This is a genomic window from Micromonospora citrea, from assembly GCF_900090315.1.
Classification (GTDB): Bacteria; Actinomycetota; Actinomycetes; order Mycobacteriales; family Micromonosporaceae; genus Micromonospora; species Micromonospora citrea.
The window spans coordinates 2,151,263-2,175,371 of record NZ_FMHZ01000002.1; the positions used below are offsets into that span (position 1 = coordinate 2,151,263).

The window sequence follows — 24,109 nt, forward strand, 5'->3', positions numbered from 1 at the left end:
TCAGGCCGGCGTCACCTCGTACAGCGGGAAGTAGCTGTCGAAGGCGTCCCGGGAGTACGCCTCGGCCAGCTGCGGGATGGCGTCGAAGGAGGCCACCGGCTCGTTGATCTCGGGCAACCAGCCGGTGCTCTCCTGCACGTCCCGGATCCGCGCGCAGTCCTGGAACCGCCAGGCGTGGGTGTGCACGTGGATGTGCCGGCCGATGCACTCCACCGCCCGCAGGTTCGACAGCCGCATGCCGTGCTTCCAGCCGACGGTGGCGAGCACGCTCTCGCGGGCCAGCGACTGCAACGTCACCCGGTGCAGCCCACCGCCCATGTTGTCCAGGAAGATCGAGACGCCCTGGCCGCCGCTGATCTCCATCACCCGCTCGACGAAGCGCCGCTTGGAATCCCGGTGCCGGTCCATCGCGTCCGGGTCGCCGGAGGCCCTCGCCACGTCGTAGTCGAGGTCGGGGAACTCGCGGCGGTCGATCGGGGTGGCGCCGGACGCGGCGATCGCGGCCAGCCGGCTGTCGCGGCCGGAGACCATGGCGGTCCGGAAGCCGTCCCGCCGGGCCAGCTCCAGCTGCGCCCAGACCACCCCGCCGCCCCAGCCGAGGACCAGCGGCGGCTCGTCCCAGTGGTCGTCGACCTGGGCCTCCCAGCAGCGCCGGGCCACCCGCCAGTTGTCCCAGGCCGTGAAGTACCGGGCGAACGGCGCCCAGCGCTCGACGGGGTGGCGGCTCTGCTCGGGCAGCGGCACCAGCAGCCGCGCCTCCGTGACGAACCGGCCGCACAGCAGCCCCGGCGAGCCGGGGGCGTCGTACGCGCAGATGCGCTCGGCGTAGCCGTTGCGGTCGATCACCCCGAACGGGATCCACAGGCACTGCTGCCCCTCGCGCAGGCCGCGCACCCCCGGCCCGGCCGCGAGCACCCGGACCACCCCGCACGTGCCCAGCACGATGCGGTCGTCGCCCCGCTGCCGGGCCACGTCCACCGGGTGCCGGGAGATCGCGTGCTCCATGTTGGCCTCCCAGCAGCCCACCAGCGGCTCGACGAGGACCTCGCCCTCCCCGGGCCGGCGAACCGGGATCTGCTCCAGCGTCAACTGCCCGCGGGTGAGCTCGCTCCCCGGCTCAGTGGCATGCAGCACCCACGCCTTGGTCGTCGCCATCCTGCACCTCCTGATCGTCGTCATCCATCTCGGCGGCCAGTGCCTGTTCCACGGCGGCGGCGAACGCCGCCACCGTGCGGTTCTCGAAGACGCTGCGGATCGGCAGCTCCACCTGCCACGCCCGGCGGGCCCGCGACACCACCTGGGTCGCCTTGATCGAGGTCCCGCCGAGGGCGAAGAAGTCACCGTCGGGGCCGAGGCCGTCCACCTGGAGCACCTGGCCCCAGAGCGTCGCCACCGCCTGCTCGGTGACCGTCATCTCGGCCTGCGCCGCCCGCTCCCCGGCCAGGTCGCGCGGCGACGGCAGGGCGCGCACGTCGAGCTTGCCGCTGCTGGTCAGCGGCAGCCGGTCGAGCGGCACGACGGCACCGGGCAGCATGTACTCCGGGAGGACCTGCGCGCAGTGCGCGAGCAGCTTCTCCGCGTCCACCCGCGCCGCGCCGGCCGGCACCACGTACGCCACCAGGGTGTCCGGCGTGCCGTCCGAGCCGTCCGAGGCGCGGGCCACCACCGCGCAGTCGGCCACGTCGTCGTGCCGGCGCAGCACCGCCTCCACCTCGCCGGTCTCGATGCGCAGGCCGCGCACCTTGACCTGCTGGTCGGTGCGTCCGAGGAAGCGCAGCTCGCCGTCCTCGGTCCAGCGCACCAGGTCGCCGGTGCGGTAGAGGCGGGCGCCGGGCGGGCCGGACGGGTCCGGCACGAACCGCTGCGTGGTCAGGTCGGGCCGCCCGGCGTACCCCCGGGCCAGCCCGACGCCGCCGACGTGCAGCTCGCCGGGGACGCCGACGCCGACCGGGCGGCCCGCGGCGTCCAGCACCCGCACCGTGACGTTCGGGATGGGCCGGCCGACGGGCGGCGCCTCGTCCTCGGGGCCGCACTCGTGCACCGAGACCCAGATCGTCGCCTCGGTCGGGCCGTACGCGTTGAAGACCCGGCGCCCCGGGGCGCGCCACTGCCGCACCAGCGACGCCGGCAGCGCCTCGCCGGCGAGGACGAGGAGGCGCAGCTCCGGAAGGGTCGCGACCGGCACGGCCGCCAGGGCCGACGGGGTGATGGTCAGCGCGGTGATCCGCTCGGTGGCGAGCAGGTCCCGCAGGTCGGGGCCCGGCGCCACCCGCTCGGCCGGCGCGAGGTGCAGGGCGGCGCCCGCGCCGAGGGCCATGGCCACGTCGAACACCGACGCGTCGAACGTCGGCGACGCCCACTGCAGCACCCGGTCGTCCGGGCCCAGCCCGAAGAGCGCGCGCTGGGCCGCGACGACGTTGCACAGCCCCCGGTGCGGCACGAGCACGCCCTTCGGCCGCCCGGTCGATCCCGAGGTGTAGATGGAGTAGGCGAGGTCGTCGGGGCCCACGGTCGCAGGCAGCCGGTCGTCGGGCAGGCCGGCGTACCGGTCCCGGTGCGCGTCCAGCAGCACCGTCTCCACCCCGGCGCGCGGCAGGCCGGCCCGGTGCCGGCGGTCGCTGACCACCACCGCGACGCCCGCGTCGGCGAGGATGTCGGCCAGCCGGGCCGGCGGGTGGTCGGGGTCCAGCGCGACGAAGTAGCCGCCGGCCTTGAGCACGGCGAGCATCGCCACGACCAGTTCCGGGGTACGCCCCAGGCACAGCCCGACCGGCGTGCCGGGGCCCACGCCCAGGCCGTGCAGGTGCCGGGCGAGCTGGTTGGCCCGGCGGTCCAGGTCCCGGTAGGTGACCGACTCGCCGCCGGCGCGCAGGGCGACCCGGTCGCCGCCCAGGTCGGCCTGCTCCTCGACGAGCCCGTGCACGGTCGCCGCGTCCGGGTACGGCGCGGACGTCCCGCTCCAGCCGGCCACCAGGGCGCGCTCGGCGTCGGTCAGCACGTCCACGTCCCGCACCGGCGTGTCCGGGCGCGTCGCCACCGTGTCGACCACCGTCGCGAGGTGCCCGAGCAGCCGGGTGACGGCGTCGTCACCGACCCGTCGGGGGTCGTAGCCGACCCGGACGGCGAGCCGGTCCCCCTCCGGGATCACCAGCACCGACAGCGGGTAGTTGGTCCGGTAGCGGTACTGCCCGTCGCGGATCTCGACCGCGCCGCTGCGCCGGTGCAGCACGCCCACCCCGGGCAGGTTGAGCACGGTCATGATGGTGTCGAACAGGGGCAGGCCCGGCGGCACGTCGCTCCACCGCTGCACCTGCTCCAGCGGGCTGAAGTCGTAGCGGCGCAGCGCCGCCTGCTCGTGTTGCAGGGCGACGGCGGTGGCGAGGACCGAGCGGGCCGGGTCGAAGCGGACCCGCACCGGCAGGGTGTTGATGAACAGGCCGGCGGTCTGCTCCACCCCCGGCACGTCCGACGGGCGGCTGGACAGCGTGCCCCCGAACACGACGTCGTCGCGCCCGCTGTGCGCCCGCAGCACCAGCGCCCAGCACGTCTGCAGCAGCGAGCCGAGGGTGACCTCGCGGCGCCGGCCCAGCTCCCGCAGGGCCGCCACGGTCTCCGCCGGGACGTGCAGCACCTGCTCCGGGTTGTCCCGCCCGGACGGCTCCGGCGCGTCGCCCTCGGCGGGACGGATCCACGCCGGGGTGGTCGAGTCGGTGACGCCGCGCAGCGCCTCCCGCCACGCCTGCCGCGCCGCGTCGAGGTCCTGGGCCCGCACCCATCCGACGTACTCGTGGAAGGAGGTCGCCGGCCCGGTCTCCAGCTCCCGCCCGGCGGCGAGGGTGTCGTAGTTGGCGAACGCCTCGTCGAGCACCATCAGCGCCGACCACGCGTCCAGCAGCAGGTGGTGGTAGCGCAGGACGAACGTGTGGTCCTCGTCGCCGGTGCGGATGAGGGTCAGCCGGACCAGCGGCGGCTGCTGGACGTCGAAGCCCTGGAGCCGGTCGGCGCGCAGCCGCTGCTCCAGCCGTGCCGGCAGTTCCGCCGTCGGCACGTCCCGCCAGTCCAGGATCTCCATGGGCACCTCGACGTGCTCCCGGACCACCTGGACGGGCTGCTTGATGTCCTCCCAGTGGAACGACGTGCGCAGCACCGCGTGCCGCCGGGTCAGCGCCTGCCACGCCGCGAGCAGCAGGTCCGGGTCGACGGGCCCGTGCAGCCGGTACTCGACCTGGTCGACGTAGAAGGCCGCCCGGGGGTCGGCGAGGCTGTGCGACAGCAGCCCTTCCTGCATGTACGACAAGCGGTAGATGTTGTCGACTCCGGGAACGGTCAAGGCTTGTCCTTCCTCAGCGTCTCGGGTGCGATGGGACGTCCGTTGGGCCGGCCGGAGCCCGCCCCGGCCAGTTGCTCGGCCAGCGCGGTCAGGTCGCTCGCGTCCAGCCCGGCGTCGGCGAAGGCGGCCAGGTCGGCCGGTGCGCGGCGGCTCCCGCCGGCCGGCGCGCGCTCCCCCGTCGGGTGGTCCGGCCCGGGGCCCGTACGCCCACCGGCTGCCCGGTCGCCGGTCTCCGGACCGGCGTCCTCCCGGTCGTCGGTGGCGACCGCGGCGAGGTCCCGGACGGTCGGGTGGGCGAAGACGTCGGCCTCGGCGATCCGCAGGCCCGCCCGGCGGGCCGCCCCGACCAGCCGGAGGCTGAGGATCGAGTCGCCGCCGAGGTCGAAGAAGTTGTCGGTGACGCCGACCCGGTCGACCCGGAAGACCTCCGCCCAGATCTCGGCGAGGATCCGCTCGCGCGGGCTCTGCGGCGGCTGCTGCGTGCGGCCGGATCCCGGCCCGGCGGCCCGGGCGGCCGGGGCCGCGTCGACGAGTTCGGCGTAGAGGCCCGGTTGCCACCGTCGCGGCAGGTGCCCGGCGAGCCGGGACCAGTCGGCGTCGGCGACCACCAGGCACGGCGGCGCGGACGCGGAGCCCGCCAGCACGTCCAGCCCGTCGGCCGGGTCCAGGGGGTGCAGGCCGAACGCGGTCAGCCGCTCCCGCTCACGCTCGCCCAGCCGGGCCGCCATCCCGGTCCGCGCCCACGGCCCCCAGGCGATGCTGACCGCCGGCAGGCCGACGGCCCGCCGGTGCGCGGCGAGGGCGTCGAGGAAGGCGTTCCCGGCGGCGTACCCGGCCTGGCCGGCGGTGCCGACGACCCCGGCCAGCGAGGAGAACAGCACGAAGAAGTCGAGCTGGTCGTGCAGGGTGGCGAGGTGCAACTGCGCTGCGGCCAGCTTCGGCCGCAGCGGGGTGTCGAGGCGGTCGGGCGTCTGCGCCCCGAGCGGGGCGTCGTCGAGGCCGCCGGCGGCGTGCACCACGCCCCGCAGCGGCGGACCGGCGCGCCGCGCGGCGGCCACCGCCAGTTCCAGCGCGACCGGATCGGTGACGTCGCAGGCGAGGGTGCGGACCCGGTCGCCCTCGCCCGCGAAGGGCTCAGCGCCCTCGACGGTCGTGGCGCCCCGGGACAGCAGCCACACCCGCCCCGCGCCGCGGTCCAGCAGCCAGGCCGCGACCTGCCGGCCGAGGCCGCCGGTGCCGCCGGTGACGAGGTAGCCGCCGTCCGGGCGGACGGGCAGGCTCTCCGGCCGGTCCGCCGGCGCCGGCAGCAGCCGGGGCACCAGCCTCCCCGCCGGGCGGACGGCCTGCTGCGGCGGCGGGGCGGGGGCGGTGAGCGCGGCGAGCACGGCGGCGGCGTCCGCGTCCGGGTCGCCGCCGTCGGGCGGCAGGTCGAGCAGGACGACGTCGGCGTCCGGCCGCTCGGTCATCGCCACCCGGCCCAGCCCCCAGACGGCGGCGTGGGTCGGGTCGACCGGCCCGGCGTCGGTCTGCTGACTGCCGCGGGTGACGAGCACCAGCCGGGCCTCCGGGTGCCGGGCGGCCTGGGCGTGCAGCAGGTGCAGGGCGGCGTGCGCGCCGTGGGTCTGCCGGTCGTGCAGCGCCGCCGCGCCGCCCGGCACCCCGGGGCCGTCGTCGAGGGGCCACAGCAGGGCGACGCCGCGCAGCGGCTCCGGCCCCGGATCCGCCAGCAGCGCCGGCAGCCCGCCGGGGTGGTCGGCGACCGCCGCCGGCGCGACCGTCCGGCAGGTCCCGCCCCCGTCGCGTACGGCCGCCGCGACCCGGTCGGCGACTCCCCCGCCGTCGGCCAGGAGCAGCCAGCCGCCGCTGGTGTCCGACGTCGTCCGTCCTCGGGCCGGCCCGGTGGGACGCCAGTCGACGCGGTGGCGCAGCCGGTCGCCGGCGTCGCCGTCGCGCAGCAGCGCGGTCCGGCGCACCCGGCGCAGCCGCAGGCCGTCCACGACCAGGCGGATCCGGCCGGCGGCCCGCAGGGTGACGTCGAGGACGAGGTCGTCGCCGTCGGGGGTGGCCGACCGGAGCCGGGCCCGGCAGGTGAGGTCGTCGTCGGCGGGGTCGACCGGCGCGTACCAGGCGAGCCGGTCGACGCCGACCGGAACGGCGAGCCCGCCGCCGTCGGCCGCCAGCGCCTGCGGGGCGAGCGCCAGCACCAGGCGCAGGCAGGAGTCGAGCAGGCCGGGCTCCGGTCGGGTGGACGGCGGCACGACGCGCGGGCGACGCAGCCGGGCGTCGACCTCGTCGCCGTGCCGTACGACCGACTCCAGCCAGTGGTAGCGGGGGCCCAGCCGGTAGCCGGCGTCCCGCATCCGGTCCTCCAGGTCCGCCACCTCGGTGCCGGCGGTGTCGCGGGGGCGGTCCGCTCCGGCCGGTGCCGGGCCGGCCGGCCGCACGGTGCCGGTGGCGTGCACCCGCCACCGCGCCGGGTCGGTCCCGGCCGCGCTGACCACCTCGGCGCTCCGCTCGCCGCCGTCCGGGGTGCCCAGCAGCACCTGCACCCGGACCTGTTCGCCTTCGGTCAGGGTGAGCGGTTCGGGGAAGGTCACGTCGCCGACCTCGACGGTCGGCTCCCCGTCGGCGGCGGCCCCGGCGAGGATCGCGGCGAGATGGTTGGCGGCCGACACGACCGTCGCGCCGAAGAGGCCGTGGTCGGTGAGCCGCTCCGGCAGCTCGGGGCCGACGACCTGCTCGAAGACGCTGCCGGTCAGTGCGGGCGAGCGCAGCCGCTCCCCGAGCGGGCCGGTGTCGGCGGGCCGGGCGGCCCCGGCGCGGCTGTCGCGCCAGAAGCGGCGACGCTGGAACGGGTACGTCGGCAGCGGCACCCGCCGGGCGTCCGGGTACACGCGGTCCCAGGCCACCGGCGCGCCCGTGCAGAAGGCGGCGCCGAGCGCGTCCCGGGCGACGGCGTCGTCGCGGCGGCCCCGGCGCATCGTCGGCACCCACCGGGCGCCCGACGGCACGAGCGCCCCACGCCGGGCGAGCGTGCCGAGCACCGGGTCGGGGCCCAGCTCCAGCACCAGCCCGCAGTCCAGCTCGCCGAGGCGGCCCACCGCCTCGGCGAAGCGGACCGGCTCGCGGGCGTTGCGCCACCAGTGTTCGGCGTCCATCGGCCCGTCGAGCGGCCGCCCCGTCACGGTGGAGACCAGGTCCACGCGCGGCTCGGCCGGGCGCAGGCGGGCCGCCTCGGCGGTGAGCCCGGCGCGCACCGGATCCATCAGCGCCGAGTGGAACGCGTGCGACACCCGCAGGTCGCGGTGCCGGACGCCGGCCCCGGCCAGGGCCCGCGCCACGCCCTCGACGGCGTCGGCCGGGCCGGAGACGACGGTCTCGGCGGGGCCGTTGTACGCCGCCACGGAGACCTCGGGGTGCCCGGCCAGCACGGCCTCCGTGGCCGCCCCGTCGGCGGCGACGGCGAGCATCCGGCCGCCGGCGGGCAGCGCGTCCATCAGACGGGCGCGTACCGCCACCAGCCGGAGCGCCTGGTCGATCGGCAGTACGCCGGCCACGCAGGCCGCCGCGTACTCGCCGACGCTGTGGCCGAGGACGACCGCCGGTTCCAGGCCCCAGGAGCCCCAGAGCCGGGCGAGGGCGTACTCGACGGCGACCACGGCCGGCTGGGTCCAGCCGGTGCGGTGCAGCAGCTCACCGCCGTCGTGGAGCACCCGGACCAGGTCGTCGCCCAGGTGCTCGCCGAGGATGTCGGCGCACTCGCGCAGGGCGGCGCGGAACACCGGTTCGGTGTCGTACAGTTCCCGGCCCATCCCCGGGTACTGGCAGCCCTGCCCGGGGAAGACGAAGGCGATCCGGGGCGCGTCGCGCACCTCGCCGGAGACCGGGCCGTCGGCCTGCCCCCGGGCGTACCGGTCGAGGTGGTGCCGCAGCTCAGCCCGGTCGGCGGCGGTGACGGCCAGGCGGTGCCGCAGCGGGGCGCGGAACCGGGCCGCGGCGGCGCAGACGGCCGGCGCGGGCAGTTCCGGGTGCCGGTCGAGGTGGTCGGCGTAGCGCCCGGCGAGGGCCCGCAGCGCGGCGGGCGACCCGGCGGAGAGCGGCAGCAGCAGGCCGGCGGTCGCGCCGTCGCCCGCCGGCGCGACCGGACGGTCCGGTCCCGCGCCGCCTTCCGCGTCGCCCGGCCCGACCCGGCCCACCGGGCCGCCGGCCGGAGCCGGCGTCGGGACGGCCGGGGTGGGCGCCGGCCGGTGCTCGGCGAGCAGCACGTGCGCGTTGGTGCCGCCGATGCCGAACGAGCTGACGCCGGCGACCCGGGGCCGGCCGTCCGGCCCCTCCGGCCAGGGCCGGCCGGAGGTCGCCACCGAGAGGGGCAGCTCGTCCCAGGGCAGGCGGGGGTTGGGCGTGCGGAAGTTCAGGTGCGCCGGGATCCACCGGTGTCGCAGCGCCAGCACCGTCTTGATCAGGCCGACCACCCCGGCGGCGGCCTCCAGGTGGCCGATGTTCGTCTTGACCGACCCGACCAGCAGCGGGTCGCGCCGGTCCCGGCCCAGCACGTCGGCGGCGGCGCGCAGCTCGATCGGGTCGCCGAGCGGGGTGCCGGTGCCGTGTGCCTCCAGGTAGTCGACGTCGGCCGGGGCGAGGCCGGCGGCGCGCAGCGCGTCGGTCAGCAGCTCCTGCTGCGCGGTGCCGTTCGGCACGGTCAGGCCGCTGCTGGCGCCGTCGTGGTTGACGGCCGATCCGGCGAGTACGGCGTGGATGTCGTCGCCGTCGGCGATCGCGTCGGAGAGCCGCTTGAGCACCACCATTCCGGCGCCCTCGCCCCGGGAGTAGCCGTCCGCCGCCGCGTCGAAGGTCTTGCACCTGCCGTCCGGGGCGAGCGCGCCGGCCCGGCAGAGAAAGAGGGTGATGTCCGGGGCGAGCATCAGGTGCGCTCCGCCGGCCAGCGCCAGGTCGCACTCGCCGGCCCGCAGCGCCTGGGCGGCCAGGTGCACGGTGACCAGCGACGAGGAGCAGCCGGTGTCGACAGCCATCGACGGCCCGCGCAGCCCGAGCACGTACGACAGCCGGCCGGCGGCCACGCAGAAGAGGTTCCCGGTGCCGGTGTAGCCGTCGATCCGGGCCGGGTCGGCGATCTGGAGCCCCTTGTAGTCGTCGATGGACAGGCCGGCGAAGACGCCGCTGCGGGTGCCGCGCAGCCGGTCCGCCGGCATCCCGGCGTGCTCCAGCGCCTCCCAGGCCACCTCCAGCAGGAGCCGCTGCTGGGGGTCCATGCTCTCCGCCTCCACGGCGGAGATGCCGAAGAAGTCCGCGTCGAAGGTGTCCACGGTGGGCAGGAAGCCGCCGCGCCGGGCGTAGATGGTGCCCGGTTCGAGGGGGTCGTCGCCGTGCAGCGCGTCGACGTCCCAGCGGTCGCGGGGCACCGGGCCGGTGGCGTCGACGCCGTCGCGCAGCAGCCGCCAGAACTCGTCCGGGCCGTCGGCGCCGGGCACCCGGCAGGCCATGCCGACCACGGCGATCGGCTCGTCGGAGGCGGACGCCCGGCCCGTCCCGGAAGGCGCCGCCGCCCCGGCCGCCGGCCGGTCCGCCTCGCCGCCGAGCCCCGCGGCGAGGTGGGCGGCGAGGTCGGCGACGGTCGGGTGGTCGAACGCCACCGTGGGCCCGACCGGGACGTGCGGGCGCAGGTCGGCGGCGAGCCGCTCGGCGAGGCGGACGGCGGTCAGCGAGTCGAAGCCGAGGGCGAACAGGCCCGCGTCGGCGGGGATCTCGGCGCGGTCGCGGCCGAGCACCTCCGCCGCGCGGTCCACCACGTACTCCCGCACCCGGTGGCCGAGCCCGGCCGGGCTGCCGGCGCGCAGCCGGTCCACGACCGGCGACCCGACGGACACCCGCTCCGGCTCGTCGGCCGCCGGGGCGCCGGCGGTCCGGGTCACGGTCGGCAGCGCGTCCCAGGTGACCGGCAGGCCGGCGAGGTAGAGGTCGGCGGCCAGAGCGTGGACCGCCTCGGCGGCGTCCCGGTCGGGGCGCAGCGAGCCCAGCACGGTGGTGCCGGGTCGCCCGCCCAGGCACTGCAGCAGCGCGGTGCGCAGCACCGGGGTGGGGCTCACCTCCAGGTGCACGGCCGCGTCGGCGCGGGCCACGGCGTCGAGGAAGCGCACCGGGCGGCGGGACAGCATCCCCCAGTGCTCCGCGCCCAGCCGGTCGCCGCCGACCAGGTCGCCGTGGACCGTGGACACCATGTCGGTGGTGGTGGGCCCGTTGCGCAGCAGCGGCCGCAGGTCCGCCACCAGTTCCCCGGTGAACGGCTCCATCTGCGGGCTGTGGAAGGCGTAGTTGATGCCGAGGTCGCGGTGGAACACCCGGTCGGCGGCCAGCCGCGCCACGGCGGCGTCCAGGGCGGACCGCTCCCCCGACAGCACCACGCTGGCCGGGCCGTTCACGGCCGCCAGGGACAGCCCGGCGGGCAGGTCGGCGAGCAGCCGGGTGGCCTGCTCCGCGGAGAGGCCGACGGCGAGCATCCCGCCGCCGCCGGTGGCCCGCTGCAACATCCGGCCCTGGTGGTAGGCGACCGCCATGGCGTCCTCGACGCCGAGCGCCCCGGCGGCGTACGCGGCCGTGATCTCGCCGAGGCTGTGCCCGATCACCACGTCGGGTCGCACCCCGAGGCTCTTCAGCAGGGCCAGCAGGCCGATCTCCACCGCGACGATCGCCGGCTGGGCGACGGCGGTCTCGGCGAGCCGGGTCGACGCCGCCGGTCGCCTGATCTCCTCGGTGACCGACCAGCCGCCCAGCGCCCGTACGGCCGCGTCGCACCGGTCCAGGGCGGCCGCGTACGGGGCGCACCCGGACAGCCCGTCGCCCATGCCGGGCCACTGGGTGCCCTCGCCGGAGAACACCAGGGCCAGGCGCGGGACGTCGGTGCCGGTGGCCGTGCGTACCCCCTCGGGGTGCTCCCCCGCGGCGGCCGAGCGCAGCGCGGCCACCAGCGCCGCCCGGTCCCCGCCGGTGGCGACCAGCCGGTGCGCCGCGCCCGCCGGCGCGGCCCGGCCGGTCGGCTCCGCCCCGGCGGCCAGCCGGTCGGCGGCCTCGGCGGCCCGGCGGCGCAGCGCGTCGGGGTCGGCGGCGCCGATCGGCACCATCCAGGACATGGGCACCTCCGTCACCGTGGTTCCACCGCCGCCGGGACGGGCAACGGCGTGTCCTTGATCTGGTGGCCGGCCAGCTCGCCCTCCACCAGCAGCACCTTCGCGGCGGCGGGTCGGGCGGGCGGCCGGAGCGCCTCGGCGACCGGCCGGTGCGGGTCGGCCGTGATCGCCGCGAGCGTCGCCACGAGGTCGTCGAGCACCCGGCCGGCGGCCTCGTCGGTCAGCAGGTCGCGGTGGTAGGACAGGATCAGTCCCAGCTCCACCCCCGGCATCACGTCGAGGCGGAACGGCTCGGCCATCCGGCTGAAGAACGTCGGGATCCGCTCGGTGGAGCCGAACAGGTTCGGGTCGAGGTTCTGGAAGACCAGGTACGCGTCGAACATCGGCCGGTCCGCCGGCCAGCCGGCCCACGCCGCCACCCGTTCCGGCGCGACGTACTGGTGGTGGGCGGCGTCGGCGCCGACGGTCATGACGTGCGACAGCAGGTCCACGACGGGCCGGTCGGGCCCGGGCAGCCGCACCCGCATCGGCAGCACGTTCATCGTCGGGCCGGTCAGGTCCTCGACGCCGGGCAGGTCCGCCGGGCGGCCGTTGAAGAAGACGCCCAGGGTGGCCTCGCCGCGGCCGGCGTACCGGGCGAGCAGCACCGCCCAGGCGGCCTGGACCAGCGTGTTCGGGGGCATCCGCAGCCGCTGCGCGGTGTCCCGCAGCGCCTCGGTGACGCCCGCGTCCACGTGCAGGTGCTGCCGGGCGTAGCCGCGCTGGGCGCCGGGCCGGTTGCCGGGCGCGGAGGCGGCCAGCGGGGTCGGCGACCACCCGTCGGCGAACAGGTCCCGCCAGAACCCGGGCGTGTCGGCCGGTACGCCGCGGCGACGCAGCCAGCCGACGTAGCGGCTGAACGGCACGTCCGTGCCGGCCTGCGGGGTCTCGCCGGCGAGCAGCCGGTGGTACTCCCCGATGACGTCGCTGAGGAAGACGCTGAGGCTCCACCCCTCCATCCGCAGGTAGCTGAAGCTGAACACCGTCCGGTAGGCGTCCTCGTCCACCTTGCCGAGGAAGAGCCGGATGCCGGCCGGGTCGTCGGGGCCGCAGCCGACCGCCTGGTCCTCACGCAGGAAGCGGGCCAGCTCGGCGTCCTGCTCGGCGGCGGTGAGCCCGGTCCAGTCCTCGTACCGGGAGGGCAGCTCGACGTCGCGCCGCACCACCTGGAGCGGCTCGTCCAGGTCGGTCCAGACGAACATGGTCCGGAGCAGGGCGTACCGGCGGGCCAGCCCGGCCCAGCACCGGCGCAGCAGGTCCACGTCGATCGGGCCGCGCAGGGTGTCGACGCGCTGCACCAGGTATTCGCCGGGGCGCGGGTCGGCGACCAGCCGACGCAGCATGTGCGCCTGGTACGGGGCCAGCGGGAAGACCTCCGTCACGTCGGGGTCGGCCAGCAGCCGCTCCCGGCGGGCCCGGTCGCGTTCCGACAGCCCCCAGTCCGCCGGCGGCTCCGCCGCGTCGTCGGCGGGCCCGTCGGCGACGCCGCCCTCGGCGAGGCGGGCGTCGGCGACCGCCGCGAGCTCCGCCACCGTCGGGTGCGCGAACAGGTCGCGGGGCACCAGCGGCAGGCCGGCCTGGTTGGCGCGGGCCATCACCCGGATCCCGCGGATCGAGTCGCCGCCCAGCTCGAAGTAGTTGGCGGTGGCGCTGACCCGCTCCAGGCCGAGCACGGACGCCCAGATGTCGGCGACGAGCCGCTCGGTGCCGTCGGCCGGCGCGACGTGCGCGCCCCGGTCCCGGGCCGCCGCCGGCGGCGGCGCCGGCAGGTCCGACCAGGCGACCTTGCCGTTGAGGCTGAGCGGGATGTCGGGCACGGGAACGAACACCGCCGGCACCGCGTAGCGCGGGATCCGGTCCTTCAGGTGGGCCCGCCAGCGGGGGCCGAGTTCGCCCATCAGGCGGGCCTGGCGGGGCCAGTTCGCGGGCGCGCCGGCGCGAGTCGGGGGCGCCGGGGGCCACGACGGTCGCACGTCGGCGCGGTGGAACAGGGCGTCCATCCGGGTCGGGTCGGCGGGGGACGGGGCGACGACGACGCGTACGCCCAGTTCGTCGGCGAGCCGGTACAGCGCGTCGGGGTCGACGCCGGCCGGTTCCCGCTCGACGCGGGCGCGCAGCTCGCCGACGGTCCGGCAGGCCCCGGCGCCGGCCCGCAGCACGGCGATCTCGCGGAGGCGGTCGTTGGGTGTCCCGGTCACGGCGACCGCCGGTTCCTCCCGGAGCCGCTCGCGCAGCCGGCCGGCCAGGTCGCCGTCCCAGCCGAGCGGGTCGACGGCCGGTTCCGGCCCGGCCGGGCCGTCGGGCGCGGGGTCGGCGGCGACGTGGACGACGACGTCGTAGCGGAACCGGCTCAGCTCGTTGTCGTACCCGCCGGGCTTGAGCCGCACCTGCACGGCGGCCACGCCGGGCACGGTCTCGCCGAGGGCGGTGAACAGCGCCGGGTCGAGCGCCAACTCCTCCTCCTGCCAGGTCCGGGCCGCCGCCCGGGCGAGCACCACCGCCGGGTCGTCGTCGGGGCCCGCCCGGTGCAGCTCCACCGAGCGGTGGAAGTCGGCCAGCAGGGGCAGGCTGCGGACGTCGCCGACGATCACCCGGCCGCCCGGGGCGACGAGCCGGAGCGCCTGCGCCAGCACCCGCCGCAGGTAGTCGGCGTCCGGGAAGTACTGCACCACCGAGTTCAGCAGCACGGTGTCGAAGGACCCGGCGGGCAGGTCCGCCAGCTCGTGCGCGGCCCGCTCGTCGAGGGTCACGCCCGCCAGGCCGCGGGCCCGGACCTCGGCGCGGACCTGGCCGAGCGCGAACCGGGAGATGTCGGTGCCGTGGTACGAGACGGCGTGCGGCGCGATGCGCAGCAGGAGCAGCCCGAGCCCGCAGCCCACCTCGAGGACCCGACCGGGCGGCGTCGCCAGGGCCAGGGAGACGGTCTCGTCGACCCACCGCCGCATCTCGTCGGCCGGGATCGGGGCGCCGGTGTAGCTGCTGTTCCAGCTGGAGAAGTTGCTGTCCGCCGCGTCGGGGGTCTCCGGCTCGGTGTACGCCTCGTCGAAGACCCGCGCCCACTGGTGCACGGTGCCGTCGGCGTCGCCGGTCGCCGGGGGCTCGTCCGGGGCCGCCGGCGCGGCCGGCTCCGGTGGCTCCCCGGCGCGGGGCACCACGTACGCCACGAGCTGGCCCTCGTCCCCGGCGTCCCGGCGCACGGTGACCACCGCGTCCCGGACGGTGGGGTGCTCCCGCAGGGCCGCCTCGATCTCGCCGAGTTCGAAGCGGATGCCCCCGAGCTTGACCTGGAGGTCCTCGCGACCGAGGTAGGACAGGGTGCCCCCGGGCCGCCACCGGACGATGTCGCCGGTGCGGTACATCCGGGCGCCGGGGCGGTCGGTGAACGGGTCGGGGACGAACCGCTCGGCGGTCAGCGCCGGCCGGCCCTGGTAGCCCCGGGCCACCTGGATGCCGCCGATGCACAGCTCGCCGGGCACCCCGACCGGCACCGGCCGCCCGGCCGGGTCCAGCACGTAGATGCTGGTGTTGTCGACCGGCGCGCCGATCGACACGTCGGCGTTGGGCTCCTCCCCGGGCAGGCACCGGTGGGCGGTGACGTCCACGGCGGCCTCGGTCGGGCCGTAGAGGTTGTCCAGCCGCGCGGGCAGCCGCTCCTGGAGCCGGCGGACCAGGTCGCGGGGCAGCGCCTCGCCGCTGCACACCACCCGGCGCAGCCCGGTGCAGGTGGCCGAACGCGGCTCGTCGAGGAAGAGCCGGAGCATCGAGGGCACGAAGTGGACGGTGGTGATCCGCTGGTCGTTGATCAGGTCGACCAGGTAGCCGGGGTCGCGGTGCCCGTCGGGGCGGGCCATGGTGACGGTCGCGCCGACCAGCAACGGCCAGAAGAACTCCCACACCGAGACGTCGAAGCTGGCGGGCGTCTTCTGCAGCACCGCCTCCCCGGCGGTCAGCCCGAAGCGGCGCTGCATCCAGCGCAGCCGGTTCACCACCGCGCGGTGGCTGTTCATCACCCCCTTCGGCATGCCGGTCGAGCCGGAGGTGTGGATGACGTACGTCAGGTCGTCCTCGGTGACCCCGCTCGCCGGGGCCCGCTCGGACTCGTCGGCGCAGTCGTCGCGGTGCAGGTCGATCGCCGGCGGGGCGTCGGCGGGCAGCACGTCCCGCCCGCCGTCGCCGGTCAGCACGATCCGCGCGCCGCAGTCGGCGAGCAGGTACGCCAGCCGCGCGGGCGGGTGGTCCGGGTCCAGCGGCACGTAGCAGCCGCCGGCCTTGAGCACGCCCAGCAGCGCCACCAGCAGCTCGGGTGACCGGTCGAGGCAGACCGCTACCCGGCTGTCGGGGCGTACGCCGTGCCGCCGCAGCCGGTTGGCCAGCCGGTTGGCGCGCCGGTCCAGCTCGGCGTAGGTCAGCGACCGGTCGTCGAGCCGCACGGCGACGTGCTCCGGGGTCCGCCGGACCTGCTCGGCGATCAACTCGTGCAGGACGCGCGGCGCGGGCTCCGGGGCGGCGGTGTCGTTCCACACCCGCAGGACGCGGTCGCGCTCCTCGGCGTCGACGAGTTCCAGCCGCGACAGCGGGGCGTCGGGGTCGGCGCAGACCTGGTCGAGCAGGCGCAGCAAGCTGGCCAGGATCCGCTCGACGGTGTCCCGGTCGAACAGGTCGGTCGCGTACTCCAGCCCGCCGGGCAGCGTGTCCCCGGCGTCGGCCAGCGACAGCCACAGGTCGAACTTCGCCGACCCGGTGTCGCCCTCGACGAGCCCGACGAGCTGGGTGTCGGCGGTCAGGTCGACCCGGGGCGGCGGGGTGTTGTTCAGCGCCAGCATCACCTGGAACACCGGGTTGTGGCTGGTGCTGCGCTCGGGTTGCAGCTCGTCGACGAGCTTCTCGAACGGCAGGTCCTGGTGGGCGAAGTCGGCCGACACGTCGGCGCCGACCCGGGCCAGCAACTGCCGGAACGTCGGGTCGCCGGTCACCGTGGTGCGCAGCGCGAGGGTGTTGGCGAAGAAGCCGAACAGGTCCTCCAGCTCGGGCCGGTTGCGGTTGGCCACCGGCGTGCCGACGACCACGTCGGGCTGCCCCGACCAGCGGGAGAGCACGACCGTGAAGGCGGCGAGCAGCACCATGAACAGGGTGCTGTCGGTGCCGGCGCACAGCGCGCGCAGCCGCCCGGTGAGCCGCTCGTCGACGGTGAACCGGAGGGTGTCGCCGCGGAAGCTCTGCACGGTGGGCCGGGGCCGGTCGGTCGGCAGCTCCAGCAGCGCGGGGATGCCGTCGAGGCGTTCCCGCCAGTAGCGCACCTGCCGGGCCAGCGCGGGGCCGGACATCTGCGCCCGCTGCCAGACCGCGTAGTCGGCGTACTGGAGCTTCAGCTCGGGCAGCCGGGGCGTGCCGCCGGTGACCAGCGCGGAGTAGCACTCGGCCAACTCCCGGGAGAACACCCGGCCCGACCAGCCGTCGGCGATCAGGTGGCTCCAGTTGACCAGGAAGACGTGCCGCTCCGGGGCGAGCCGGAACAGCCCGAACCGGACCAGCGGACCGACCGCCAGCACGAAGGTGCGCCGGGCCTCCTCCTGGAGGGCCTGCCGCACCCGTTCCTCGCGTTCGGCCTCGTCGAGGCCGGTCAGGTCGGTCACCGGCAGGTCGACGGTCGCCGGCGGCGAGACCACCTGCACCGGCTCGCCGTCGGCCTCCCGGATGGTGGTGCGCAGCGCCTCGTGCCGGTCGACGATGCGCTGCACGCTGTCGCGCAGCGCCGCCACGTCCAGCGGCCCGCGCAGCTCCACCGCCATCGGCGTGTTGTACGCCGGGCTGTCCGGCACCATCCGCTCGAGGAACCACAGGCGCTGCTGGGAGAAGGACAGCGGCGCCGGGCCGTCGTCGCCCCGGCGGGGGATCTCGTCGCGGTTGCCGCGCCGCCCCCTGGACCAGGCCGCCAGCAGCGCCTGCTTGGCCGGGGACAACGCCTGGGCGGGGCGGGCCCCGCGCTGCTCGTCGACGGTCATCGCGCGGCTCCGTCCGACTCGCCGCCGACCGCCGGCCCGGGGCCGCCCCCCGCCGCCACGGGGCCGCCGTCGACCGCCGGCCCGGGGCCGCCGTCGCTCGCGGCGGCGCCGCCGTCCGCGCCGTCCGCGCCGGACGCGCCGTCCTGGAGGGCGCGGATGATGGTGGCCTGGGCGGCGATGGTGTGCGCCTTGAACAGCTCCTCCAGCGGCAGGTCCACCGCGAAGCGTTCCCGCAGCCGGGTGACCAGGCGGGTGGTCAGCAGGGAGCTGCCGCCGAGGGCGAAGAAGTTGTCGTGCACGCCGACGGTCTCGAAGCCGAGCAGCTCCCGCCAGGCGGCGGCGATCGACTCCTCCAAGTCGTCGCGGGGCGCCACGTACTCCGTGGTCAGGTGGGGGCGCTTGTGCAGGGTGCTGCCGAGGTCCACGTCGAGGCTGGTCGGGCCGGCGTCGACCGGCTCCGGCACCCGGCGCGGCGCCACCGAGTCGTCCTGCACCGGGACGGGGCCGTCCTCCGGCGCGTCGATCCAGTAGCGGCGGCGCTCGAACGGGTAGGTCGGCAGGGACACCCGCCGGCAGGGCTGGCCGGCCGCGAAGGACTCCCAGTCGACGTCCACCCCGGACTCCCAGAGCCGGGCCAGCGTCGCCAGCAGGAACGCCTGGTCCGGCTGCGAGTCGCGGGGGTGCCGGATCGACGGCAGGACCGGCGGGGCGGCGCCGTCGCCGTTGGCCCCCACCAGCGCGCCGAGCACCGTGCCGGGGCCGACCTCGACCAGCGTCCGGTCGGTGGCGCCGGCGAGCAGGGTGCGCACCCCGTCGCCGAAGCGGACGGTGCCCCGCAGTTGCCGCACCCAGTAGTCGGGGTCGGTGGCCTCGGCCGGGGTGATCCAGGTGCCGGTGACGTTCGAGACGTACGCCAGCGTCGGCTCGCGCAGGGTGAGGCCGGCGACGTGGGCGCGGAACTCGTCGAGCACCGGCTCCATGGCCACCGAGTGGCCGAGGGTCCGCACGTGCAGCCGGCGGAAGTCCACCCCGTCGGCGGCGAGCCGGTCGGCCAGCTCCTGCACGGGCTCGACCAGGCCGGAGACGGTGCACTGGCCGGGGGCGTTCACCGCGGCGATGGAGAGTTCCGGCCCCAGCCGGGCGGCGAGTTCCTCCTCCGGCAGCGACACGGCGAGCATGGCGCCGCCGGGCAGGCGGTCGATGAGCTGGCCGCGCAGGGCGACGGTGTCGATCGCGTCGGCGAGGTCGAAGACGCCGGCCAGGCAGGCGGCCACATACTCGCCGCCGCTGTGGCCGAGCATCGCCTCCGGGCGCACGCCCCACGACTCCCACAGCCTGGCCAGCGCGTACTCGACGGCGAACAGGGCGGTGGTCACCCCGGCGGAGGTGCCGAGGAACTCCTGCACGGCCCGGTCGCCGTCGGGCGCGCGGACCACGTCGCGCAGGTCGTAGCCGAGCCGGGCGGCGGCCAGGTCGGCGCAGCGGTCCAGATGCTCGGCGAAGACCGGCTCGTCGGCGTAGAGCTGGCGGCCCATGCCGACGTACTGGCTGCCGCCGCCGGGGAAGAGGAAGGCGACCCTGCGGCCGGGGCGGAAGTCGACGGCCGCGCCCGGCGGCGTGCTCAGCGCCGCGGCGGCCTGGGTGGCGTCACGACACACCACCGCCCGCCGACGCTCGAAATGCCGCCGACCCACCTGCAACGTGTACGCCACATCCGCCAAACCCACCCCACCCGAAGCCAACACCCCACCAACCCGACGCCCCACCTCCACCAGAGCCGACGGCGTCCGCCCCGACACCACCACCACCTGCCAACCCCGCACCCCACCGCCAACCGAACTCACCGCAGGCGGCTGCTCCAACACCACATGCGCATTCGTCCCACCAACCCCCAACGCCGACACACCAGCCCGCCGCACCCCCACCAAAGGCCACGACACCAACTCACCATTCACAAAAAACGGAGACGACTCCAACGCCAACTTCGGATTCGCCTCACGAAAATGCACCGTCGGCGGCACCACACCCTCCCGCACCGCCAACACCGCCTTCACAAAACCCGCCACCCCCGCCGCCGCATCCAAATGCCCCACATTCGTCTTCACCGACCCCAACGCACAAAACCCCACCCCATCCGCATCCACCCGAAACGCCCGCGTCAACCCCGCAACCTCAATCGGATCCCCCAACGGCGTCCCCGTCCCATGCGCCTCCACAAAACCCACCGACGACGCCGACACCCCCGCCACCGCCAACGCATCCGCCACCACCTGCGCCTGACCCACCGCCGACGGCGCCGTAAAACCCGCCTTACCACCACCGTCGTTGTTCACCGCCGAACCCCGCACCACCGCATGCACCACATCCCCCGCCGCCACCGCATCGACCAACCGCCGCAACACCACGACACCCACGCCGCTGCCGCCGACGATCCCGCTCGCGTTGCGGTCGAACGCGCGGCAGTGGCCGTCCGGGGACAGGCCGGTGCCCTCGCGGTACACGTGGCCGACGTTCTCCGGGATCTTCACCCCGACGCCGCCGGCCAGCGCCATGTCGCACTCCCCGGCCAGCAGCGACTGGCACGCCTGGTGGATCGCCACCAGCCCGGTCGAGCACGCCGTCTGGATGGTCATCGCCGGCCCGTGCAGGTCCAGCTTGTACGCCACCCGGGTGGCCAGGAAGTCGTCGTTGGAGCTGATCATCATGGGCAGGTAGTCCAGGTAGAACGCCTGCGCCAGCGCGGGATTGCGCATGATGTTGTAGAGCGAGTACGTGTTCATGGACTGGCCGGCGTAGACGCCGATGCGGCCCGGGAAACGCGCCGGGTCGTACGCGGCGTCCTCCAGCGCCTCCCACGCGCACTCCAGGAACAGCCGGTGCTGCGGATCCGTCATCTCCGCCTCGTGGGCGTTGAACCCGAAGAACTCCGCGTCGAACAACTCCACGCCGTCCAACCGCGCCTTCGCCGGCACGTAACTCGGATGCGAGTACACCGACTCCGGCACCCCCGCCGCCGCCAACTCCTCCGGCGAGAAGAACGTCACCGACTCCACCCCGGCACACAGATTCCGCCAGAACTCCGCGACGTTCGACGCCCCCGGGAAACGACCCGCCAGGCCGACCACCGCCAGGGCGTTCTCCAGTTCCTCGGGCAGTTCCGCGGTGGTGGTGCCCGGGTTGGTCTCAGCGGTTCGGGCCGGCGTCATGGGCTTCCCCTCTCGGTGGCTGGTGGATGGCCGGGCCGGTTCGTGGCCGGAGCCGGTGAGCGGACCGCCGTCGGCGGCCGTACTCCACGTCGATCGCCGGTGCGGGCCCGGTCGGCGCGGCGGCGGCCGGACCCGCCGCCGCGTCGAGGTACGTGGCCAGCCCGACGATGGTCGGGAACTCGAAGACGGTCAGCAGCGCCAGGTCCACGCCGAACCGGTCGGCGAGGGTGCGCTGGAGTTCGACCGCGAGCAGCGAGTGGCCGCCCGCGTCGAAGAAGTTCTCGTGCGGGCCGCAGTCGCGGCCCAGCAGGTCACGCCACACCTCGGCGACCCGGCGGGCCGTGGCGCCCAGCGGCGCGCCCGGGCCGGCGGCGCCCGCCGTCAGGTCGGTGCCGGGCGTCTGCGCCAGGACCCGCCGGTCCACCTTGCCGTTGCTGTTCAGCGGCAGCGCCGGCAGGGCGACGTACCGGGCGGGGACCATGTACGCCGGCAGCGTCGCCGCACACCACGACCGCAGCTCGGCGGCGTCCGGCGCCGCGTCGCCCCGCCCCACCAGGTAGGCCACCAGGTGTCGGCGGACCGGGTCGGCGCCCTCCAGCAGGACCGCCACGTCGGCGACCGACCGGTGCCGGCGCAGCGTCGCCTCGATCTCGCCCAGCTCGATGCGGTAGCCGCGCAGCTTCACCTGGTTGTCCGTGCGGCCGAGGTACTGGACGACCCCGTCCGGGCGCAGCCGCACCACGTCCCCCGTCCGGTAGAGCCGGGCTCCGGGCGGGCCGTACGGGTCGGGCACGAAGCGGGCGGCGGTGGTGGCCGGCGCGCCGAGGTATCCGTGGGCCACCCCGGCGCCGCCGACGTACAGCTCGCCCGGCACCCCGGGCGGCACCGGTTCACCCGCGGCGTCCAGCACGTACAGCCGGGTGTTGGGGGTGGGGCGGCCGATCGGGGTCGGCCGCTCGCCGCGCCGGACCCGGTGGCCGGCCGCCCACACCGTCGTCTCGGTGGGGCCGTACATGTTCCACACCTCGGGGCACCGGTCGAGCAGCTGCTCGGCGAGCTCCGGCGTGAGGGCCTCCGCCGTGGAGACCGCCAGCCGCAGGTCGCCGCCGTCCCAGCCGGCGCCGACCAGCAGCCGCCAGGTGGAGGGCGTGCCGTCGAGCACGGTCACCCGGTGCTCCCGGACGAGCCGGAGCAGGCTTTCTCCCTGGCGCACGTCGTCCTCGGTGGCGAGCACCACGTGTGCGCCGGCGGTGAGGGGGGCGAGCACCTCGTAGAGCGCGATGTCGAAGCAGATGGTGCTGACCGCGAGGACCACGTCGGACGGCAGCAGGCCGGGGCAGGTGCGGACGCCGACCAGGAAGTCGACGACCGCCCGGTGCGGCACCAGCACGCCCTTCGGCCGCCCGGTCGAGCCGGAGGTGTGCAGCAGGTAGGCCGGCGCGTCCGGGTCGACCCGGGGCAGCGGGGCGTCGGACACCGGGTCGTCGGCCGGGGCGTACGGCGGGCAGGTCCGCCGGCCGGGGAAACGGCCAACCCACTCGTCGGCGGTGACCACCAGCTCGACGGCGGCGTCGTCCAGCAGGTCGGCGTGCCGGCCGGCGGGGTGCGCCGGGTCGAGGGGCAGGTACGCCGCCCCGCAGCGCAGCACCGCCAGCAGGGCCACCACCAGGTCGGCGCCCCGGGGCAGGCAGACCCCGACCAGGTGACCCGGGCCGGCGCCGGCGGCGCGCAGCCGGTGGGCCAGCCGCTCCGCCCGCTCGTCCAGTTCGCGGTACGTGTGCGCGCGCCCGGCGCAGGTCAGCGCGACCGCGTCCGGGGTGCGGGCGGCCTGCGCCGTCACCAGGTCGTGCACGCAGCCGGTGGGCACCGGCACGGCGGTGTCGTTCCACTCGACGGTGACCCGGTGGTGCTCCTCCGCGTCGAGCAGCGGCAGCCGGGCCACCGGCTGGTCCGGATCGGCCACGGCGTGCCGCAGCGCGACGACGAACTGGTCGGCCAGCCCGCGGACGGTGTCGGCGTCGAAGAGGTCGGTGGCGTACTCGACGATGCAGAAGACGGCGTCGTCGGCGGTGCGGTGGGCGTAGAACGACAGGTCGAACTGGGAGTTGCCGCTGTGCTGCGGGATCGGCGTGACGACCAGCCCACCGGTGCGGAACGGCCGCATCGGCTCGTCCTGCCAGCTGAACAGGGTCTGGAAGACGGGGTGCCGGCTCAGGTCGCGGACCGGGTGCAGCGCGTCGACCAGCATCTCGAACGGCACGTCCTGGTGGGCGAAGTCCGCCGACAGGTCGGCGCGTACCCGGTCGAGCAGCTGCCGGAAGGTCGGCTCCCCGTCGAGCCGGGTGCGCAGCGCCAGGGTGTTGGCGAAGAAGCCGAACAGGTGCTCCAGCTCCGCCCGGGTGCGGTTGGCCACGGGTGTGCCGATGACCAGATCCTGCTGGCCGGACCAGCGCGACAGCACCACCGCGAAGACGGCCAGGCCCAGCATGAACGGGCTGACCTGCTCGGCGCGGCTGAACCGTTGCAGCGCGGTGGCCACGTCGGCGGGCAGGTCCAGGCGCAGGGTGGCGCCGCGGTGGCTCTGCACGGCCGGCCGGGGCCGGTCGGTGGGCAGGTCCAGCACCAGCGGCGCGCCGGCCAGCCGGTCCCGCCAGTACCCGAGTTGCCGTTGCAGGACCGGCCCGGTCAGGTAGGAGCGCTGCCAGGCCGCGAAGTCCGGGTACTGCAACGGCAGGTGGGGCAGCCGCGGCGGCCGGCCCGCCAGCAGCGCGGCGTAGCCCTCCGCCAGCTCCCGCGCCAGCACGCCCCCGGACCAGCCGTCGGCGATGATGTGGTGCATCGTCACCAACAGCACGTGCTCGTCGGCGGCGAGGCGGACCAGCAGCGTCCGGATCAGCGGGCGGCGCAGGTCGAAGGGTTCCCGGGCGCGGGCGGCGATCGTCTCGTCGAGCCTCGCCGGCCGCCGGTCGTCGGGCACCGCCGTGAGGTCCAGCGTCTCGATCGGGGCGTCGTCGACCGGCTCGACCACCTGGACCGGCTCGTCGCCGTCGTCGTGGACGGTCGTCCGCAGCGCCTCGTGCCGGGTGCGGATCAGGCGCAGCGCGCGGTCCAGCGCCGCGACGTCGAGCGGGCCGGTCAGTCGCAGCGCGATCGCCATGTTGTGCACGCCGGCGTCCGCGCCCGTCAGCCGGTCGAGGAACCACAGCCGGCGCTGCTGGAACGACAGCGGGGCGGGCCGTCCGGGCGGCCGGAGCGGGATCGAGGCGGCGCCGCCGCGGGTCGCCGTCATCGCCCCGCCTCCGCCGGATCCGTCCCGCCCGCCAGCCGTCCAGCCTCGGAGTCGCAGGGCGCGTCCCGGTCCGTCCCGCCCGCCAGCCGTTCCGCGTCGGA

7 protein-coding genes (1 of these 7 only partly in view) are annotated in these 24,109 nt (G+C 76.3%); all 7 read right to left on the reverse strand.

Translation table 11 applies throughout. The annotated features are described in order from the left end of the window. Tightly spaced (each overlapping or abutting the next), the 7 genes in view from GA0070606_RS09895 to GA0070606_RS09925 form a layout consistent with a single transcriptional unit that may run on beyond the window. Entirely contained in the window at nt 1–1,155 is a 1,155-nt protein-coding gene (locus tag GA0070606_RS09895) for a zinc-binding alcohol dehydrogenase family protein (protein WP_091097023.1), read from the reverse strand. Next, the gene (locus GA0070606_RS09900; protein WP_141721629.1) at nt 1,118–4,330 is read right to left on the reverse strand and encodes a non-ribosomal peptide synthetase; all 3,213 of its coding nucleotides are present in this window, start codon (nt 4,328–4,330) and stop codon (nt 1,118–1,120) included. The genes GA0070606_RS09895 and GA0070606_RS09900 overlap by 38 nt, the downstream gene beginning before the upstream one ends. Further along, entirely contained in the window at nt 4,327–11,490 is a 7,164-nt protein-coding gene (locus GA0070606_RS09905; RefSeq protein ID WP_091097027.1) for a type I polyketide synthase, read from the reverse strand. Before GA0070606_RS09905 ends, GA0070606_RS09900 begins: the two co-directional genes overlap by 4 nt. Beyond that, on the reverse strand, nt 11,487–17,513 hold the full coding sequence (locus tag GA0070606_RS09910; protein ID WP_091097029.1) for a non-ribosomal peptide synthetase: 6,027 nt from the start codon (nt 17,511–17,513) through the stop codon (nt 11,487–11,489). Before GA0070606_RS09910 ends, GA0070606_RS09905 begins: the two co-directional genes overlap by 4 nt. Then, on the reverse strand, nt 17,510–20,719 hold the full coding sequence (locus GA0070606_RS33685) for a type I polyketide synthase (protein WP_091097031.1): 3,210 nt from the start codon (nt 20,717–20,719) through the stop codon (nt 17,510–17,512). Before GA0070606_RS33685 ends, GA0070606_RS09910 begins: the two co-directional genes overlap by 4 nt. Beyond that, the gene (locus tag GA0070606_RS09920; RefSeq protein WP_091097033.1) at nt 20,697–24,008 is read right to left on the reverse strand and encodes a non-ribosomal peptide synthetase; all 3,312 of its coding nucleotides are present in this window, start codon (nt 24,006–24,008) and stop codon (nt 20,697–20,699) included. Before GA0070606_RS09920 ends, GA0070606_RS33685 begins: the two co-directional genes overlap by 23 nt. Then, nucleotides 24,005–24,109: the 3' portion of a type I polyketide synthase gene (locus GA0070606_RS09925; RefSeq protein WP_091097035.1), read on the reverse strand. 3,051 nt of this gene lie beyond the right edge of the window; only the last 105 of its 3,156 coding nucleotides appear in the window; the start codon falls outside the window, past its right edge — the gene reads right to left on this strand; its stop codon occupies nt 24,005–24,007. The genes GA0070606_RS09920 and GA0070606_RS09925 overlap by 4 nt, the downstream gene beginning before the upstream one ends.

What these genes read in the sequence shown, in the direction of transcription:
- GA0070606_RS09920 (WP_091097033.1), bottom strand. Translation starts at nt 24,008, where the DNA reads ATGACGGCGACCCGCGGCGGCGCCGCCTCGATCCCGCTCCGGCCGCCC.
- GA0070606_RS33685 (WP_091097031.1), bottom strand. Translation starts at nt 20,719, where the DNA reads ATGACGCCGGCCCGAACCGCTGAGACCAACCCGGGCACCACCACCGCG.
- GA0070606_RS09910 (WP_091097029.1), bottom strand. Translation starts at nt 17,513, where the DNA reads ATGACCGTCGACGAGCAGCGCGGGGCCCGCCCCGCCCAGGCGTTGTCC.
- GA0070606_RS09895 (WP_091097023.1), bottom strand. Translation starts at nt 1,155, where the DNA reads ATGGCGACGACCAAGGCGTGGGTGCTGCATGCCACTGAGCCGGGGAGC.